General features: G+C 41.4%; 14 protein-coding genes. 2 read left to right on the top strand and 12 right to left on the bottom strand.

Annotation, left to right across the window (positions count from 1 at the left end; translation table 11 throughout):
* The first annotated feature begins 339 nt into the window (after positions 1-339).
* Positions 340-1,644 carry a DUF3472 domain-containing protein gene (locus tag AC1RJ8_RS13680; protein ID WP_492954295.1) on the top strand — a complete coding sequence of 435 codons (1,305 nt, stop codon included), beginning with the start codon at positions 340-342 and terminating at the stop codon, positions 1,642-1,644.
* 156 nt (positions 1,645-1,800) lie between these two features.
* Here AC1RJ8_RS13680 and AC1RJ8_RS13675 read toward each other — a convergent pair whose 3' ends face one another.
* The 6 genes from AC1RJ8_RS13675 to AC1RJ8_RS13650 form a co-directional block, all read right to left on the bottom strand.
* Positions 1,801-2,832: a response regulator gene (locus AC1RJ8_RS13675; RefSeq protein WP_492954294.1), complete on the bottom strand. Its 1,032-nt coding sequence runs from the start codon at positions 2,830-2,832 to the stop codon at positions 1,801-1,803.
* Between the two features lie 24 nt (positions 2,833-2,856).
* Positions 2,857-4,047: a PAS domain-containing sensor histidine kinase gene (locus AC1RJ8_RS13670; protein WP_492954293.1), complete on the bottom strand. Its 1,191-nt coding sequence runs from the start codon at positions 4,045-4,047 to the stop codon at positions 2,857-2,859.
* A gap of 57 nt (positions 4,048-4,104) precedes the next feature.
* Positions 4,105-5,886, bottom strand: coding sequence for a hypothetical protein (locus tag AC1RJ8_RS13665; protein WP_492954292.1), 1,782 nt, complete (start codon positions 5,884-5,886; stop codon positions 4,105-4,107).
* A 314-nt stretch (positions 5,887-6,200) separates the two neighbouring features.
* Positions 6,201-6,656, bottom strand: a complete 456-nt coding sequence (locus tag AC1RJ8_RS13660) for a pyridoxamine 5'-phosphate oxidase family protein (protein WP_492954291.1) — start codon at positions 6,654-6,656, stop codon at positions 6,201-6,203.
* 32 nt (positions 6,657-6,688) lie between these two features.
* Positions 6,689-7,708 carry an alcohol dehydrogenase AdhP gene (gene adhP, locus AC1RJ8_RS13655; protein ID WP_492954290.1) on the bottom strand — a complete coding sequence of 340 codons (1,020 nt, stop codon included), beginning with the start codon at positions 7,706-7,708 and terminating at the stop codon, positions 6,689-6,691.
* A gap of 67 nt (positions 7,709-7,775) precedes the next feature.
* Positions 7,776-8,651, bottom strand: coding sequence for a universal stress protein (locus AC1RJ8_RS13650; RefSeq protein ID WP_492954289.1), 876 nt, complete (start codon positions 8,649-8,651; stop codon positions 7,776-7,778).
* Between the two features lie 222 nt (positions 8,652-8,873).
* On the opposite strand from AC1RJ8_RS13650, the gene AC1RJ8_RS13645 reads away from it, so the two are divergent.
* On the top strand, positions 8,874-9,239 hold the full coding sequence (locus AC1RJ8_RS13645; protein WP_492954288.1) for a helix-turn-helix domain-containing protein: 366 nt from the start codon (positions 8,874-8,876) through the stop codon (positions 9,237-9,239).
* A gap of 7 nt (positions 9,240-9,246) precedes the next feature.
* Here AC1RJ8_RS13645 and AC1RJ8_RS13640 read toward each other — a convergent pair whose 3' ends face one another.
* The 6 genes from AC1RJ8_RS13640 to AC1RJ8_RS13615 all read right to left on the bottom strand — a co-directional run bounded on the left by AC1RJ8_RS13640 (position 9,247) and on the right by AC1RJ8_RS13615 (position 14,526).
* Entirely contained in the window at positions 9,247-10,458 is a 1,212-nt protein-coding gene (locus tag AC1RJ8_RS13640; RefSeq protein ID WP_492954287.1) for a DUF3570 domain-containing protein, read from the bottom strand.
* Between the two features lie 15 nt (positions 10,459-10,473).
* Positions 10,474-10,704, bottom strand: a complete 231-nt coding sequence (locus AC1RJ8_RS13635; RefSeq protein WP_477610551.1) for a DUF4266 domain-containing protein — start codon at positions 10,702-10,704, stop codon at positions 10,474-10,476.
* A 2-nt stretch (positions 10,705-10,706) separates the two neighbouring features.
* Entirely contained in the window at positions 10,707-11,639 is a 933-nt protein-coding gene (locus AC1RJ8_RS13630; RefSeq protein WP_492954286.1) for an FAD:protein FMN transferase, read from the bottom strand.
* Between the two features lie 7 nt (positions 11,640-11,646).
* Positions 11,647-12,075 carry a thioredoxin family protein gene (locus AC1RJ8_RS13625; RefSeq protein ID WP_492954285.1) on the bottom strand — a complete coding sequence of 143 codons (429 nt, stop codon included), beginning with the start codon at positions 12,073-12,075 and terminating at the stop codon, positions 11,647-11,649.
* 498 nt (positions 12,076-12,573) lie between these two features.
* Entirely contained in the window at positions 12,574-13,164 is a 591-nt protein-coding gene (locus tag AC1RJ8_RS13620; RefSeq protein ID WP_492954284.1) for a YceI family protein, read from the bottom strand.
* A gap of 48 nt (positions 13,165-13,212) precedes the next feature.
* Positions 13,213-14,526, bottom strand: coding sequence for a hypothetical protein (locus AC1RJ8_RS13615; protein WP_492954283.1), 1,314 nt, complete (start codon positions 14,524-14,526; stop codon positions 13,213-13,215).
* Positions 14,527-14,540 lie beyond the last annotated feature (14 nt).

Raw genomic sequence — 14,540 nt, 5'->3', positions numbered from 1 at the left:
TAAGCCATATTAAGACTACATACAACTACAAACTTCACAAAAGCTGTATTACCTATAAAATGATGTCTTTTTCCCTTGCAAAATATAGCTGAATTGAGCAAACGTTTGCGCTGAGAATCTTAATTTTTATCAATTGTTAGTCGTTAACTTCAATTCTGGTTAGTGCAAAATATTCCTTGTTTTTTATTGCACTAATGTGTTTGGGTTGGATTAGCGGCCGAGTGTGACAATTATAAAACAGACAGTTGAAAATGGGGCTGGGTTAAGCAAAAAACCATCTGCATTACAGATTGGTAAAATGTGTGCAACTTAATTATAAACAACCATATACTAACCAAAATGAAAAAAACAAGTTCACTTGCCACAGGCCTGCTATTATTGCTAAGCCTGTATTCGTGTAAAAAAACAGAAACCCTCGCGGAAACAGAGACGTCAAAAATTAAAAACGCCATTGCAGTTACCGAAAGTTTGGGCGGGTCGTCCCTAAACGTCGGTTTAGGTGGTAATGCCTATACCGCTGGCACAGGTGGCTTAATTAATGATACTGGTTTACATAATTGGACATCAGCCAGCACGATTACCAGTGTATGGTTCCGTTTAGGACTTACCGGAAGTTTAACGGTAGCGGTAAAAGGCACCGTACCTTCAGGAAGCAGTAACATTAAGGTAACTATTAATGGCACTGTATTTAATAAAACCATTACCGGTACCACTGCCACCACAACTACCATTGGTACCGTAAATATTACAGCTGCTGGCTATGTACGGGTAGATATACAGGGGGTGAGTAAAACAGGCAGTTACTATGGAGACATTTCCGACCTGGTGATTAGCGGGCCTGCTGTGGCTTCCAATGTGCAATATGCCAATACCGTAGCTGATTATTATTGGTCGAGAAGAGGCCCATCTTGCCATTTAAATTACACCGTACCATCGGGCACAGAATGGTTTTACAGTGAGCTGAATGTGCCCAGCGGACAAGACAAAATTGGTTCTTATTTCATGGCCGATGGTTTTAGCGGGGGTTACTTTGGCATGCAGGTTAACTCAGCTACAGAAAGAAGGGTATTATTTTCGGTATGGGATCCATCAACCGGCAGCACTACGTTGGTAAGGAAGGGAACTGATATAACCTCTAATGGGTTTGGTGGCGAAGGCACCGGCGGACAATCTTATCTCTTATTTAACTGGGTAGCAGGTACTACCTATAAATTCTTATTGCGGGGCAAACCCGATGGTGCGGGCGGATCGGATTATACGGCCTGGTTTTATGCACCCGAAAACGGTACCTGGAAGATCATAGCACAATGGAAACGTCCAAATACAACGGCATATTTAACAGGAATGTATTCGTTTATCGAGAACTTTAACCCAGACCAGGGCTACCTGCAAAGAAGTTGTAACTACGGTAATCAATGGTATAAAACCAGTAGTGGCAATTGGACAGAGGTTACCAATGCCAGTTTTAGTTACGATGCTACTGCATCAGCTGAGCAACGTATGGATTACCAGGGCGGCGTTACGGGTAATAGCTTTTATCTGAAAAATGGAGGTTTTTTTGCCTCTTATACAGCTTACGGAACAGCTTTGAACAGAAGCGCTACTGGCATAGCGCCAAGTGTTAATTTAACCACTTTACCATAAAAACAACCCTATCCCGGGAAATGTAAAGTATTACCCGGGATAGGATTAATTTGAAGTGGGCAGTGCGAAATCGATTAAGCACATTGCTGATCGAAATAGCTTGCTGCGACTCCTTCAAGCCCGGCCACACAATGGTCAAGTGAACCAATAATTGCGTTACTGTTTAATGTTTCTGAGTTTTTCGATTGAGCGGATATTTATGGCATTGCCTGTTTTATCGATCAGTTTTTCATCTTTAAAATCAGCAAGCATTCGGCTTACGGTTTCGCTGGCCGTACCTACCAATGCAGCAAGGTCATCGCGCGAAATCCGGATGGTACAGCTGTCGGAAGTACCATCACCAAATTTCCTTGCAACCTGTAGCAATGCTTCTGCCACACGCTTTCTTACTGAAGAATAGGCGAGTTGAAGCATCTGCTTTCCTTTATCGCGTACATTTCCTGATAGCAAAGTGATAAATGTTTTGGATACGGCCTGATGGTTGAGCAGGTACTCCATAAAATCGGCTTTGGGGATCTGTATAATGTCTGATTCGGTTAAGGTTGCAGCATTATCGGCATACACTTCGCCGTTGCACAGGCTTTCGTACCCAAAAAAATCGCCGTCATGATACAGATTGGAAGAAAGTTCCCTGCCATCCTTAAAACGTTTATATGTTTTTACCTGCCCTTTAACCAAATAATACAAATGGCTAGGTTCATCCCCTTCCACATAAATAATCTGCTTGTTGGCAATTGGCCTTAATTTGCCCTTTTTACGAAGCTCATCCATAACCGTTTCATTGTTGCCTGCACTTGAATTAAAGCCAGCTGATTGTTGTTTCTTTTTAAACCGGCTTTCTATAGCCTTAAAAAGTTCTATATCATCAAACGGTTTGGTGAGGTAATCATCTGCGCCCATCTCCATGCCTTTTCGCATGTCTGCCCGCTCGGTTTTTGCCGTAATGAAAATAAAAGGAATATTGGCCGTTTTCTGGTTTTTGTTCAGTAGGTATAGTACACCATAACCATCAAGTTCTGGCATCATGATATCACAGAGGATCACATCAGGCAAATGATTTAAAGCCATTTCTACACCTAACTTACCATGTTTCGCGGTAAAAGTTTCATAACCGGCCAGATCCAGTACCTCAGCTGTACTTTCCCTTATGTCGTCATTATCTTCAATAATCAAAACTTTCTTGTTCATGGAGATTGGGTGTTTAATTGTAAATTATTTACCTAGCGCAAAGGTGAGTGTAAAAATAGTACCTGAGTTTTGTTCGCTCTGGCAGCTTACGGCTCCGTTCATCAAACCTACGTATCTTTTCACAATGTTCAGGCCTAAACCTGTGCCGGGGATGTCGCCCGTATTGTGTGCCCTGAAAAATGGTTCGAACAGATTTTGCTGATCTACTTTTGGAATGCCGATTCCATTGTCTTTCACCTCCAAAATGAGTTCATCATCTTTTAAAATAGAATTGAACTGGATCAAAGTATCTGCGCCAGAGTATTTTATCGAATTGGAAATCAGATTAATGACACAGTTTTTCAACAGGTTCGGATCGAGGTAAACTTCGGCGGTTGTACCTGTGTGTTCGTAAATGATGTGCTGGTTCTCTTTGGTCATCATCTGCATTTCTTCAGCTATTTCTTCAGCAAAACTGATGATGTTGAAAGATTGTGCCGATGCTTCCACTTTTCCCGCTTCAAGTTTTTCCAATGAGAGGAAATCGTTCAGGATCGTAGTGAGATTGTTGATCGAGTTTTTGATTTTCAGCGTATGTTTTTCTACACTGGCCACATCATGCCTGGAGGTATATTTATCGATTAAAGAAGCCGATAATTGTATCGAACTGAGCGGTGTTCTAAACTCATGCGAGGCCATAGAAACAAACCTTGTTTTGAGCTGATTGAGTTCTTTCTCTTTCTGAAAAAGTGCCTGCATATTTTCTTTGGCCATTTCGAGTTCGGATACCAGCTTTACCAGATCGTGTGTACGTTCTTTGATCTTGACCTCTAGTTTTTCGGTGTAACTTCTGATCTGCTCCTCATTGGCCTTTTCTTTACTCAGATCGTGGATAAAACCGGTATAAATTTTACGGTCGCTAAATTTTATTTCGCTTACCCCCAGCCTGAAAGGAAAAACCGAGCCATCTTTACGCTTTCCTGAAACCTCCCTGCCAATACCTATAATGTGTTTCTGTCCGGTATGTTCGTATCTGGATAAGTAGCCATCATGCTGTGAATGATCGGGCTCTGGCATTAAAACCGATACGTTTTTTCCAACCAGTTCTGCTCTGTCATAACCAAAAAGCTCAAGTGCAGCCGGATTTAAATGTTCTATAATCCCCTTATCATCAATGGTAATAATCCCATCAATGGCATTTTCAATAATGGCATCTAAAAATTTCGATCTATCCATGTAATACATCAGTATATCCTTGTAAATATAGAAAAGTTATTCCCGATCTTTTTCTGCTTATTCAACAATCAATCCGTCCAGTTTGTCTTTCGACTTCGCCAGCTGTTCATATAATCCTTTTAATTCTCCAGATGCCTGGTCTGCAACCTCGGCAAAAAGCTTTTTATAATAATTAATCCCTTCGGCCAGCTGGAATTTGAATGCGTTTAACTGCTTCCTTTTTTTATCGCTAAAATGTTGAAGCTGCTGTTTAATATCATCCTGAAGATAATCGATATAGAGGTTAAGTTCTTTGATAAAAATATGTGGCCTTTCTATTTGTGCCAGCAGGTTAATTTTTCCGTAAATATGGCCAACCATTTCATCGAATGAATATACATCAGAAAAATAAGCCAGGTTTGGCCCCGGGCAAATGGCTACTGCGGTACTTTCTTTGGGTTTAGCCATGTCATATTTCAAATAGGTAGCGGCACATAAGCCTTCACAAAGGCAAACTTTTTCAGTAACCAGATTAAACTGTTTTTGGTATTCATCTGCCGGTAGGCCAGCAGTTTTAAGACTTTTAATTTTTAAGTGCTGGTATTCGCGGGATGCCGTACAGATGGCCTGCTCGGTAAATTCGGTATTGTTGCAAAGGTATTTCTTGGTGCATGGGCTTCCGGGCCTGCCCTTTTCAATCCGCTCGGCGCGCTGAAGTTCTATCGTACTGTTTTTAAAATTATTGAACCGGATACCCAGCGGAGAGGCTCCGCTCAGGTAAAAATCGCTTTCTGTTGAGCTGGCCAATTGCGCCAGTGTTTCGGCATCTACATTAGTTACTTCGGGTACCAATAGGAATGGGCTTCCCCAACCCGTGGCATCGAGATTGTAATGTTGAAGGAGGAAATCGTGTTCTGCAGCGGTGCCAATCCCACCCTGAACACTCACCCGCTGTTTGGGTGGGTTTTCTATTTGTATGCCTCTTAGTGCCAAAGCAGATTGGTACATTTTAAAAAGCTCAGCAAGCATATCGTTTTTTTTGAGCTTAAATTCTTCCAAAATTGGCCCCAGTAAATAACCTTCTGTTGCAAATGCATGGCCACCACAGTTTAAGCCCGACTCTATCCTGAATTCTGAAACCCACAAACCCTTTTTTGCCAAAAATTTAGCCTGTATCAGGGCCGACCTGAAATCGCTTACTTTTAAAATGATTTTCTTTTTCAGGTTCTTGTTTTCATCTGGGAAAAAGTCATCAAAATTTTCCATATAGCTGTATAATTTCGGGTTCATACCAGCAGACAGCACAACTGAGGCATTCAGTTTACTTTCGGCAAAACCACGTAATGCACTTAAGGCATCGGTATTGAGATCGCCTGTGTATTGGTCATCTACATAATTCATTTTATCTACCTTGGCCATAATATTCACATCAATAGCCCCCATCCGCATTGCATTTTTTAAAAGCGATTGGAAGGTCTGCTTGGTTTCACCTTCGGGATAGTCCAGCATCAGTTGGTAGCCATGTTTTAATTTAGACGTATCAGGCAATAGTTCGAAATAACGGCATATATCATTTCCGGCACTAAAATCCTGCTTTTTTAAGGCTTTAAAATCATCGGCTATCGTTTCCAGCAAAAAATTGAGGTAGGCAGTGATGCGTTTACTCCGGCTATCAGCTGCTCCTTTTGGAATGGCTTCGAAATGAACCGACCGATTTTTTGAATGATAAGCTCGCATGCGCTCGATCAATTCATCATCAACAATAGACAGCACTGATGAAATACCGTACCTGGCAACTTTTAATGGCGTATCGATAGAATAACCGAGGCCCAATACGGGGATATGGAATGAATGTGGCATGGTGTTTCGTTATGTAATCTGAGGTTGCATCATAAAGATAGATTTGTCATCCTGTCCAAAGGACTCCTACGGAGAGCCTGTCGAAGGACCTGCTTAAATACCCTCTAAGGTGTTTCGACAGGCTCAACATGACAGCATCTGAGGCGAAATCGCCTTTATGATACACCCTCAATGGTTTCGACAGCAAAACTACTATAGTTGAACTCATCTGGGGGTGATGCCTGTCAAAACGAAAAGTGAGTAGGGTCACTTTTAACGTTTTTATAATATGCCTTTTTGGAAAGTTTGGGATATACTTATTTTACTAAAACCGCTCATTCAACGCTATCGTTAACCTCAAACCTACCTGTTTTAAGATGAAAGATAATTTTGAACACGATTAAATCTTCATCATAGGTATCTTTCTTGCCAGTTCCATGCGATGGTTGCTCCGAAGGAGTATTGGTTAAAGGCATCATTCGATGGATGATCCCCTGAAGCGCCCTTTGTTTTTCCGAAGCATCGATGATTTCTTCAAATTTGCCCCAGCACACCACACTCTTCCAGTTAAAGGTATCGCGGATCTGATCGGTTTGAAAACAAACCTGAGGATTACTTTTCATCATCCTGATTTTTTGTCCTGGAGCAGAATGCGCGTAGACTGTGCCGCTGCTGTACACATAATTGATGGGCACAATGTAACTTATCCCGTGGGCATGGCAGGCCAAACGGCCAATATATTGTTCCTTAAGGAGCTTTTCTATGTCCTCTTCTTTTAATATTCCTAACATCTTCTTATTCGTTAATATTGATTGATAAACACCTAATCACCAGAAATATCCAAAACAATCCGCCCCTCAATCTCACCTTTTTTCATCTGTCCGAATACTTCGTTAATGCCTTCCAGTTTAGCTGATTTAACCTGCGCCCTTACCTTTCCATCTACCGCAAATTCGATGGCTTCCTGCATATCTTTTCTGGTGCCGACAATAGAACCCCTGATGGTTATTCTGTTCAACACGGTATCGAATATGGGAAGGTCAAAACTGCCCGGAGGTAATCCATTTAGTGATAAAGTACCTTTTCTGCGCAATGCCGAAAGCCCCTGACTAAAAGCAATAGGTGTTACTGCCGTAACCAGTACACCATGCATGCCACCGGTTTGTTTTTTAAGAAATTCACCCGGATCCTGTTCCAGCGCATTAACAACAATGTCGGCACCGAGTTTCCTGGCCATTTCCAATTTATCGTTTGAAATATCAATCGCGGCAACCTGAAAACCCATGGCCTTTGCATACTGAACCCCAAGATGGCCGAGCCCGCCAATACCTGATATGGCTACCCACTCACCTGCTTTAACCTCGGTTTCTTTTAAACCTTTGTATACAGTAACCCCGGCACAGATAATGGGTGCCATTTCTGCAAAATTTACATGAGAAGGGAAATGGGCAACATATCTCGAATCGGCAATTACATACTCTGCAAAACCTCCGTTTACACTATAGCCTCCATTCTGCTGCTCATAGCATAACGTTTCCCAACCTGTTAAACAAAATTCGCAACAGCCACAGGCACTGTACAACCATGGTACACCAACTACATCACCTTCTTTAACACTTTTAACATCGTGACCCATTGCAGCTACCAACCCAATGGCTTCGTGGCCTGGCACCAATGGCATTTTTGATTTTACCGGCCAGTCGCCATTACAGGCATGCAGATCGGTGTGGCAAACACCACATGAAATTACCTTAACCAAAATCTCATATTGATTGAGCGGTCTAACCGGAAGTTCTTCTATGGCCAGTGGTCCTCCATATTCATGGATAACTGCAGCTTTCATTGTTTTTGGGTACATCGTTTTTTGTTTATGATAGATTTAAGAATAGAATTTATTCATTATCAATCCATTACATCGGAATGTTATGTGACGGCGGTAAAACCAAAAGCGGGATCTGAATATGATCTGACATGCTCAGGGTATAGCTACCTTTAAGCAACTGATGAAAAAAACTATGTTTTCGGTGCACCATGGTCAGGATATCGATCTGTCCGTTTTCTACGATCCAGTCTAAACCGTCCTTAATCCGCTCACTGTTTATGTGCCTATGGTAGATATTTCTATAGTTAACCCGATCGGCAACCCGGTTTAAAAAATCTTCGGTTGCATGCTTATAACCTTCTGGTTCTGATTTTGAATTACCGGTATGTGTAATGAGTATATCGGCATTAAATGGTTTTGCAAATTCGGCAAGTGTACATAAAACGGGGATATCACTATGGCTAAAATCTGTCGCAAAAGCGATTTTTTTAGGTTTCTTAAACCTGTATCCCGAAGGTATTAGCAAAACAGGTATTTCCTGCTCGATAATTTTTCTGGCAACACTGCCCATAAGCGTTTTGGTTAACTTATCTGCACGGTTTAACCCGGCCACAACGAGGTTCATTTTACACTCGGCAAAATACTTGCTAACCTCTTGTTCAACTTGGCCACGAACAGATCTCCCAAATACTTCTGCTTTAAAACCAAGCTCATGATGCGCTTTTTTATACTTTTCTTCAACCTTCTCGACCAGTTTGCCCAAGGCCTTTTTAGCATCATCTTCTATCAGCTTATATTCTTCAAGCGGCCATACCAGAGATGCGGCAGCAGGAGAAAACTCAGGAACCTGAAAAACATTTAACAGTTCTACCCTGGCACCAATACCATGGGCCAGATCAGTTGCATAATCGGCTGCGTTCTCTGCAGTTGCAGAGAAATCAACGGGTACCAGGATTTTTTTCATAATGGGTCTTTTTTGATAGGTATAAAGTTTATAAAAAGCCTATGTTAAAAATATGAGCCACATCAGTTATTAAAATGATTCTCCCGGTGTTACCATTTAAGTGCCCAATCATTATTATAATATGCTAAAGAAATATTTAGACTAATTATCATTACCACAAAAAATGATTAAATCAGCATGCTTTCCGTAATTTCAATGTTTTAAAATTATCCATTATACAAGATGAGTGTCCATATAGGCTTAATGATCTGGAAGGAAATGAAGCAGAAAGATATCTCTGTTTCAGACATTGCCGCCGCCCTTGAGATCAGCAAAACAAAAACGCAGGAGATACTGAATACCGCAACTATCGATATTCTTACTTTGGTCCGCTTGAGTGAAATCCTGAACTATAATTTTTTCAGCTATTACGAAAGTGGAAAGGTTTTCTCGAAGATGGAGTTACAGGAGAAACAAAGACTTACGGCAGAAGTAGACCGTTTGAAGGCTTTGCTCAATGAAAAAAACAAAGCCCTCGAACTCCAGGAAAGGTTAAACAAGATTCAGCTCAGCACGATTTCACTGTTGGAAAAAGGGCAGTTTAGATAAACCGGGCTTACTTAAACTTTAGATTTAACGATACGATATTGGAAACCAGGCTTGTTGACCGGGAATAGTGACCATATCTCAATTCAAGCATATTCAATCTCTGCCAACCGAAAACGCCTTTAGGTGGAGCAAACCTGATACCTGCACCATAAAAATCACTGGTCAGCGTGGATAGGTCATAATCACTGGTAAAGTACTGATCCGATGGCGAATGCTGGCCATAAGGTGCAAAGTATTTGGTTCCCACCTGGTTATTATAACGATAAAATGGGCTTATAGAAAAGAACGAATTGATCTTAACAGGAATTTCAAGCTCTGCCGTGTGTGCCCTTATACCCCAGTTATCCATATAATATCGGTAAAATGTGCGGATCACAAAACGGTCATCCAAAAAGTAGTTCATCCGCAATCCTATTGGTAACTTATAACGCTTATCGGGCAGGGTTTCAGCACGCATCGAACCATCTGTAAAATAGTCCCGTTGATACTTGGTAGCCAGCAATCCTTTTTGATAAGATGGCTCTAAAATCAGCGAAGCCTGAAATTTTTGGTTGATGACCTGCGAGAGGGAAAAGGATGCACTGAAGGAATTCCTCGGCGCAGTATCATATTGCTCACCGCCTCTTCCGGTATTTCCCGTTCGCAGTTCTATCGGTAAGATTACCGTCCATTGATCTAAAAAGGCCTGAAGTTTAAAGTCAAACTGCGTGTTTTTGTTTTTTGATAAACGGGTTAAATTAAAAGCAGCACCCATCGATTGGTAATCGAACTCTGTTGAATAAGACCCTGTAAAACCGAATGAATTCCCGGTTTCTTCATTAGAGTGGGTCCAGTTGAGTGAGGGATAAATACGGGTATCGGCCGAAGAAGCTGAAGAAATGGTACTAGGATCGATCTTATCAGAAGAAGCCGAAGTATAATGATCTACACCGAGTTCGAAAAGAAAGGTATTTTTTTTACCTCTTTTATTAAACTTGGACATTTGAAGATCTATGGTGTTGGCAAAATCGCTCAGTTTCTCAGTTCCGATACCACCTGTAACAGCAGAATTATTACCATTCTGGTGGTAATAGGCCGAAACCAGGTTGATCTCATCAACTTTTAACTTCCGTGACTGATATTTACTGCTATCTGCTTTTGCAGGCTCGGGCCTGGTTTGTGCATAGGTGCTCAAGATACCGAAGTACATGAAAAGCACATGAAGATATATTTTTCTCATTTTCTAATCGCCATGTTAATTACAGCCACAGCCACCACCGCTTTTGCCTCCGTTGGCACCCGAGGCACCCTCGCGGTAAAGCTGAAAACTTTGTTCAAATTTTTGGGCTTTGCGGGCCGAAAGAATCATATCTGCATCATTAAGTTTACTTTTTTGATAAGGCTTTACGCTGCTACAGGCACTAAGCAGGCTGCCCAGCGAAACTGCGGTAACCATTGAAAGGAAAAATGTTCTGGAACTTTTCATATTTATATCACATTAATATTGTTTGAGGTATATATCTGGTCATGATCATCAATTACAATACAGGCCACTTGTTTAATCTGGTTGATTAGTTCGAGTCCTACTTTTACGCCCATTACCACAACTGGCGTGGCCAGGGCATCTGCCAGTTCGGCACTGGGACAGATAATACTCACGCTTTTCACACCGCTTACCGGGAGCCCAGTCTTGGGGTCGATCGTATGCGAGTAGCGCTTTCCACCTATAGTAACATATTTTTCATAATTGCCAGAAGTGGCAATCGCCATGTTACTGATCTTAAGCGAAGAAAATGGCCTATCGGTCTGGTCCGGATCGGCGATACCTACTGTCCACGAGTGGCCACTAAGCTGTGTACCCCAGGTAACCAGATCGCCCGCAGCATTTACAATTCCACTGCTTATCCCCATTTGCTGTAGGATGAGTTTAGCTTTATCGGCTGCATAGCCTTTGCCAATTCCGCCGAAACCGATACGCATACCCTTATTTTTCAGAAACACTGTCGATTTTTCCTTATTCAGGATCACATTTCTGTAATCGATGAGCCCAACAGATGCCAACGCAGTTGCGTCATCAGGCAAGCTGGTCATGTTTTGATCGAAATTCCAAAGCCGCTTATCTATCGATCCATAGGTAATATCAAAAGCACCATCGGTAATTTCTGATATCCTGATCGACCGTTCAATAAGCCCCATAACTTCGTCATCCACATTTACAGGCTTTAACCCGGCGTTTTCATTGATCAGACTGGTCTGACTAAGATCGCTGAAAGTGGTTAGCAGATCTTCTATTCGCCTCACCTCTGCTATTGCAGCATCTATCGCCTCATTACCTGCCTGCCCGTTTTCAGCGATGACAGTAAACTCAAAGCGGTTGCCCATGAGCTTGAGTATCCGGTTTACAGAAACTGGTTTAGCCATCCTGAAGTTATTTTTTAAGTTTATCGATTTCAGAAACGAAAGCCTGTGCACTCTCGTTAGGAAATCCGTCCCAGCTTTTGAGTACTTTTCCATTTTCATCTACCAGAACCGTGTATGGAAACTTGCCATCCTTGTTATATACTTCTGCTAATGATTCGTTGAGTTTGATCTGTTCTTTTGAAAGCTGATTTTTCTTCTGCCTTGGAAAATCCGCCCTGACCAATAAAAGATTGGTAGAGGCATATTGTTCAAAACTTTCAGATTCTAAAATCTCTTTACGTAGGCGGATACATGGACCGCACCAATCAGAGCCAGAAAAATTGATCAGGATCTGTTTATGCATAGCTTTAGCCTGTTTCTGCGCTTCTGAAAAATCCCCCATCCACAATGTTGGACCGGCGAACAGCCCAAAAAGGGCAACAAAAAGTAATTTCATAAAAAGAATAAATTTTTAAAGTTGTACCTGTTAGCTGGGTAGCGCAAAGGTCTAATGAGCGGAAAGCTGGTTTATCCAATAACCTTATGTTTTTAGATAAAGGTATTCCATGCTTAAGGCAGTTAATCAGTGCAAAGGGAATAGCAGTAATCCCAAAGCTTTTCAATTTCTTTTTGCTATCCATGGTCTTTTTATAGTGAATATGAGCAATACGTTAAAATACTTAACCAATGTCTCGACAGATAACCGTTAGGTAACGACAAGCAACGGCAGAAAAATATTTGTAAATTTCTATCTATAAAAAGTTCTTAGCTTTCTTAATCCTTATAACTCTTATACTCCAATAGAGCATCAGAGTTAGGACCTGAATCCTTTGTAACAAAAATATGGGCGAAATCTGAAGACATTCTGAAGTTTAACCGAAGATTATGTTAATTTTTGTTAATAAAAACAGTTAATTAGAACCACACTACGGTAGTAGGATTTAAGCAAACTGAATTACCCTGCCCGTTCCATTTTTAAAAAGAAAGCCACAACCAGTTGATCTTTAGCCCGGATGATCCTGCCTATTTTTTGTGGAGGAATCAGATGAAAATCAGAAAAATTAATGGCTTGTTGCCCTATCAGTTCGATAGAACCTCGTTTAACGTTTATCAGATAACAGATTTCGAATCTTTTTAATACCCCTGATAGCGTGATCTCCACATCACCCTTAACAAAACTATTCTGACTTTCGGAAGGGATTTCTTTTAAGGACAGGAATTTGATCCTTAGCACTGGAAACCTGTTCTCCTGCAGGGTATTTAGTAGCTGTTTAGTCATCATCGCACTGTTACAATCAAAATTTTTCACCTCCAGATTTAAGATTCCTGAAAGCGCAATATGGTCTGTTTTATCCTTCGAAACCAGAACGGTATCGGTTTTGGGATACCGCAGGATTACACAGGAAAAGCGGTTTATATTGGTAGATCCATTAACAGTGAGCATACTGTTTTCACTCACTACCCACTTTGAGGTACTTTTGGTTTTCCCTGCAGGCCTCAAGCCGGCCAACAGCAAAAAAAGGAAGATTAACAGTGGCTTCATCATAATTTTTAAAGGCTGGAACAAAACCGCTCCAGCCAAATGGTCTATTGGCTAAAATCCTACAACAGCCTGGATTACATAACCTTTGAATTTTCCTCCGCTGCGGAAATCTGCAGTCGGGAAATCTTTATATTTCTGGCTCACATACTCGCCTTTTAACAATATGTTTCTGGTCATAAACCATCCTGCAGCAATAGCAATGCGGTCTATTTTTACATCATTATTATAAGTTATTGCAGGTGTAGTTCCGGCAGCTGCCACATTAGGCATTGCAGCGGTAACCACATTGTATTTTGCCCCAACAAAGAAGTTTTCCGTTTTTCCGAACCTGTATACACCATCTATCGCCATTTGCTCAGCTCCGCGGCTGCTTGTCTCTGTTTTTGATCTCCCCTTTGCATTTTCATAAGTTGCAAACAGTTCTAGCCCCTGAAATTTTATAAATGCGTTTAGTTGAAGGGCATTAACTTTTTTGGTAAAACCAGGATTAAACCGTCCGGAGAAAGCATTGGTCGTATTTACTGCGCCGACTTTTTCCAGCACCATAAAATAATTCGAGCCGGTACGGTCGCCGCCATATAAGGTCTGTCCGCCAGAACTGTTATTGCTATAAAAAGAAGCTGCAAAACGCACCCTCAAATCGCTGTTCAATTGTTTATCAAAGCCGCCTTTTATATAAACGGCTGGTGATTTGTGCACATTTGCATCCTGGGGAGTCGCGATCAGGCTATCAATATTACCTTTGATCATTCCATTGGAAACACCGATTAAACCAAACAGTGCATTTTTTCTCACCAAAACTTCGCCGCCGATTTCGGTTGTAAAGCCATCCATGATGTAATTTTCAATAAACGGGTTATAAATCGTTTGCCCGCCATCCGACCTGCGGAAATGCTGATCGCCATAGTTGATTTCCATGTGTCCGATTTTGATGGTTGTTACCGCCATAATATCTTCCCACAGTTTGCCCTTAAACGGCAGCTTATCAAACTGGATATATCCACCCTTTACCCAGGTTTCGTTGTGGTGGCGGGAAGAAAGATAGCTCGTGAGGTTCAGCCTGATCCCATCTGAAAGCTGTACATCCATGAACAGATTGGCATTGGCAGTATTAAAACCCGGGGTTATTTTATATAGCCCGCCCGATGTGTTTTCATGTTTCAGCCCTTGAAAAGACTGGGTAAATCCCGCACCAAAACGGACTTTTATTTTATCAAACACGGCATTGCTATCTTTGGGTGCTTCAAAAACATTAATACCGGATTTATCATAAGGCCTAAGATTGGAAACCTGTGCCTGTACGCCAAAACTATACGAACTTATAATTGCTATAAGGACAGCAGCTAATGTAAATTTATTTTTCATGATTTTATCTTAGT

The sequence above is a fragment of the Pedobacter sp. GW822-FHT03F06 genome, assembly GCF_058801365.1.
Note: the sequence above shows the minus strand (reverse complement) of the source record. Positions and strands in the feature narration are given on the sequence as shown.